The organism is Burkholderia sp. AW49-1 (assembly GCF_053427845.1).
In genome coordinates this window covers 1-3,658 of sequence record NZ_JBSAXF010000067.1, presented here as the reverse complement: position 1 = coordinate 3,658, position 3,658 = coordinate 1, and the positions used below count along the sequence as shown (strand labels likewise).

At 61.5% G+C, this 3,658-nt stretch carries 5 protein-coding genes and 1 pseudogene; 4 read left to right on the top strand and 2 right to left on the bottom strand.

Going from position 1 to position 3,658, the window contains the following annotated elements:
• Positions 1 to 213: 213 nt before the first annotated feature.
• The 3 genes from cueR (at position 214) to ACV22W_RS33375 (ending at position 1,461) form a co-directional block, all read left to right on the top strand.
• Positions 214 to 618 (top strand): Cu(I)-responsive transcriptional regulator, encoded by a 405-nt coding sequence (cueR, locus tag ACV22W_RS33385; RefSeq protein WP_448023796.1) that lies wholly within the window; start codon positions 214 to 216, stop codon positions 616 to 618.
• A gap of 215 nt (positions 619 to 833) precedes the next feature.
• Complete coding sequence (locus ACV22W_RS33380) at positions 834 to 980, top strand: DUF3563 family protein (RefSeq protein ID WP_006478295.1); 147 nt, start codon at positions 834 to 836, stop codon at positions 978 to 980.
• 145 nt (positions 981 to 1,125) lie between these two features.
• On the top strand, positions 1,126 to 1,461 hold the full coding sequence (locus ACV22W_RS33375; protein ID WP_448023794.1) for a hypothetical protein: 336 nt from the start codon (positions 1,126 to 1,128) through the stop codon (positions 1,459 to 1,461).
• Between the two features lie 15 nt (positions 1,462 to 1,476).
• Here the strand turns inward: ACV22W_RS33375 and ACV22W_RS33370 are convergent, their stop codons facing one another.
• Complete coding sequence (locus ACV22W_RS33370) at positions 1,477 to 2,322, bottom strand: 23S rRNA (adenine(2030)-N(6))-methyltransferase RlmJ (RefSeq protein WP_448023793.1); 846 nt, start codon at positions 2,320 to 2,322, stop codon at positions 1,477 to 1,479.
• A 111-nt stretch (positions 2,323 to 2,433) separates the two neighbouring features.
• Entirely contained in the window at positions 2,434 to 3,405 is a 972-nt protein-coding gene (locus ACV22W_RS33365) for a potassium channel beta subunit family protein (RefSeq protein WP_448023792.1), read from the bottom strand.
• 163 nt (positions 3,406 to 3,568) lie between these two features.
• On the opposite strand from ACV22W_RS33365, the pseudogene ACV22W_RS33360 reads away from it, so the two are divergent.
• Positions 3,569 to 3,658 (top strand): annotated as a pseudogene (locus tag ACV22W_RS33360) (3-hydroxybutyrate dehydrogenase); the annotation flags it as partial.

The window sequence follows — 3,658 nt, the reverse complement described above, 5'->3', positions numbered from 1 at the left end:
GCACGAGATGACAGAGAGCCGTCCCCATCTTGCAAACTGCACGGCTCTACCGAGCCGGCAGATCTCGCCGCAACCTACCTCAATGAATTCATCCGGATTGCGGTCGATTCCGGAACGAAATCTCGCGATTTGATACGATCGAAGTGTCGTCGACGGCCGCTTGCCTCGACGTCCATGTTCGAACCAGTGCTTGACGAAGAGAGAGGGCAGGGAATGAATATCGGCGATGCGTCGCGCGAATCAGGCGTCAGCGCAAAAATGATCCGTTACTACGAACAGGTCGGTCTTCTTGCGCCCAGCAAGCGCAGCGACGCCGGATATCGGATCTACGGTTCGGAGGAGGTCCATATCCTGCGCTTCATCCGCCAGGCACGGCGGCTCGGTTTTCTCGTCGAAGATATCCGCAAGCTGCTGATGCTCTGGCAGGACCGTGCGCGCGCTAGCGTCGAAGTGAAGTCGATCGCGCTCGAACACGTAGCCGAACTCGACGAACGCATCGCGGAATTGAGCGACATGCGCAATACGCTCGCAGAACTCGCCGCGCACTGCCATGGTGACGAACGGCCCGAATGCCCGATTTTGGCGCGCTTGGCCGAACCGATCGGTGAACCAGATTAGTGCATGCCCTCCAGGGCGAAAAGAGGCCTCGGCTCGATATTCATAAAAATCAGTGAGTTAAAGCGGATATTTCACATATCATTCCAAAATGGAATGATATCCATGCAAGCATTTCACTAGCATCTTGGTGCGGCATCGCTATAATTAGGGATAACCCTATACGGGAAATCCCTGAATCTCGATTCGCCAGGGGTCCCCCTTCCTTGGAGAACATCATGATCGCCTACATCGTTGAAAAGCTGAGCAACTGGTTCGAATCCGCAGAGCGTGAGCGCCGTGAGGCATACCTCGCCACGTCGTCGGACATCGTCCAGCTCGAGAGCCGCATCCGCTCGCTCGAAACCAACGGCTACTCGCTGTAATCGGAGTTTCCGTCAGGTGCCGTGTGGCACCGAACGAAAAGCAAGCCCCGTGTTGACGGGGCTTTGTTTTTTGTGCGATTGATCTGGCGAAATCGTCGGCGCGGCGCTATGGTATGGGCCTGTTTTTAACCGGAAGAATACGACCATGCGCTTGCGTCTCGATGTGCGTCACGTTCCCCGCGTGCGTCTCGTTCTTGGGGCTGTCGTGCTCGCTCACGGCGTGGCGGCCGGGGCGGCGACGTCGTCCCGGCCGCTGATTCTCGATACACAAGGTGGGATCCAGGATGGCAAGGGCGGCCTGGTGCTGCAAACGGCTCCGTTATCGTCCGAGCCGATCGTCGAGCCCGCAGGCATGCGAGCGCCGGCCGGGCAGGGGTCGAATTCATCGATCCCGCTGTTTGTCGCGCCGTATATCAATGTGCCGGGCTGGGGCGTGTCGCCAGCCAATCAGCAGAGACCCACGCCCAGACCGCAGCCATAACGGCAAGACCTCCGCTCAGTTCCCGCGCTGCTCGATCTGGCACCGGGCGCCACTATCCTGTCCCAGGCGTTCGACGAGATAGGGCAGCGCTTCGTTCATGCTCTGCGCGAGGGTGTACGGCGGATTCAGGATGAACATTCCGCTGCCGTAAAGGCCCAGGCCGTCTGCCGGCGGATTCGATACCGTCAGCGTGAGGTGCAGCCAGTTGTTCGGTTGCAGGCGCTTGAGCTGCTCCGGAAAACGCTGCGATTCCGCCCGCGCAACCTGCGGATACCAAATCGCGTAACAGCCGGTCGCGAAACGCTTCAGGCATTCCGTTACACAAGTCACCGTGCGCGCGTAGTCCTTCTTGTCCTCATAGGACGGATCGATCAGCACCAGCGCGCGTCGCGGCGGCGGCGGCAGCAGCGCCTTGATGCCCTCGAAGCCGTCACCGGCGAAAATCATTGCACGGCGCCCCGCATCGCGGAAGTTGTGACGCAGCACGTCGATTTCCGTCGTATGCATTTCGAACAGGCGCATTCGATCCTGCTCGCGCATCGATCGCCATGCGAGATACGGCGAGCCCGGATAGTAGCGAAGCTCGCCGTCGTCGTTCAGCGCGCGCACCTCGTCGACGTAATCACCGAGCACCTCGGGCAGGTTCTTTTCGTTCCATAGCGGCCCAATGCCGGTATCGAATTCCCCTGTCTTGGCGGCATAACCGTCGCGCAGCGAATACACGCCGGCGCCGGCGTGCGTGTCGATGTACCAGTACGACTTGTCTTTCTTGTTCAGGTAGCGCAGCAGCTGGACGACGACGGCGTGCTTGAGCACGTCCGCGTGGTTGCCTGCATGAAAACCGTGACGATAACTGAGCATGGCGGGCTGCCTGAAACGAAGGATGAATCGATGAAAACGGACGATTGCGCGTGGCCGTCGGGCCGCGCGCCAATGCGGCCGCGTATTGTACGCGAGTGGGCGTGAGTCGCCTTACTCGAATGCATCGCCGACGGCCTCCTCGATACGTTGCTTGACCTCCGGCGTCAGCTTCGCGGCGATGTCGAGCGCGCGCATGTTGTCGCCGATCTGCTCGATCCGCGAGGCGCCTGTAATGATAGAACTCACGCGCGGATTCGCGAGTATCCATGCGATCGCAAGCTGGGCGGTGCTGCAGCCGAATTCGGCCGCGATCGTGCCGATCCGTTCGACCACGTCGTTGCTGGCCGGGTCCGTCAGCCGGGCGCGGAGCCAGTCGTATCCCGGCAGTTGCGCGCGGCTACCCGGCGGTACTCCGTTCCGGTACTTGCCGGTGAGCAGCCCCGATGCCAGCGGGCTCCAGGTCGTCAGGCCGAGGCCGTAGTCTTCATAGAGCCGCGCGTATTCCTGCTCGACCCGGGTACGGTGGAACAGGTTGTACTGCGGCTGCTCGACGACCGGCTTGTGCAGATGGTGCCGGTCGGCAATCTCGTACGCGGCGCGGATCTCGTCGGCGCTCCATTCGGACGTGCCCCAGTACAGCGCCTTGCCGCGGACGATCATGTCGCTCATCGCCCAGACGGTCTCCTCGATCGGCGTGTTCGGATCGGGGCGATGGCAGTACACGAGGTCGACATAGTCGAGCTGCAGCCGGCGCAGCGAGCCGTCGATCGCGTTCAGCAGATATTTCCGGTTCAGCGTGTGATATTGGTTCGGCGCTTCCGCGAGCCCCCAGAAGAACTTGGTGGACACGAGGTAGCTGATGCGCGGCCACCCGAGCGACTTGAGCGCCTGGCCCATGATTTCCTCGGATTTGCCGCCCGCATAGACCTCGGCGTTGTCGAAGAAATTGACGCCCGCGTCGCGGGCCGCCGCAAGGCATTCACGGGCAAGCCGCTGATCGACCTGATTGCCGTAGGTGACCCACGAGCCGAGCGAAAGCTCGCTGATCTGCAGGCCGGAGCGGCCTAGCCGTCGATAGTGCATGAGCGTCTCCCGCGACTCGGAACCGACCTTAAGCTTAGACGTTTTGCGCGCGAACGGCGGGGCCGATCGTGCACAATAGCGGCTGGCCTGTCTGCACGACCGCGCGACGAAAGCGGATGCAGCGGGGCGCGCTTTTTCGATCCGATAACGGAAGGAGACGGACATGGCAGCAGATCTGAGCGGCAAGACCGCAGTCGTCACGGGCGCCGCAAGCGGCATCGGCAAGGAAATCGCACTGGAGCTCGCGAAGGCG

Excerpts from the sequence above, each read along its gene's own strand:
- ACV22W_RS33365 (WP_448023792.1), bottom strand. The coding sequence starts at position 3,405 with ATGCACTATCGACGGCTAGGCCGCTCCGGCCTGCAGATCAGCGAGCTT.
- ACV22W_RS33380 (WP_006478295.1), top strand. The coding sequence starts at position 834 with ATGATCGCCTACATCGTTGAAAAGCTGAGCAACTGGTTCGAATCCGCA.
- cueR (WP_448023796.1), top strand. The coding sequence starts at position 214 with ATGAATATCGGCGATGCGTCGCGCGAATCAGGCGTCAGCGCAAAAATG.
- ACV22W_RS33370 (WP_448023793.1), bottom strand. The coding sequence starts at position 2,322 with ATGCTCAGTTATCGTCACGGTTTTCATGCAGGCAACCACGCGGACGTG.
- ACV22W_RS33375 (WP_448023794.1), top strand. The coding sequence starts at position 1,126 with ATGCGCTTGCGTCTCGATGTGCGTCACGTTCCCCGCGTGCGTCTCGTT.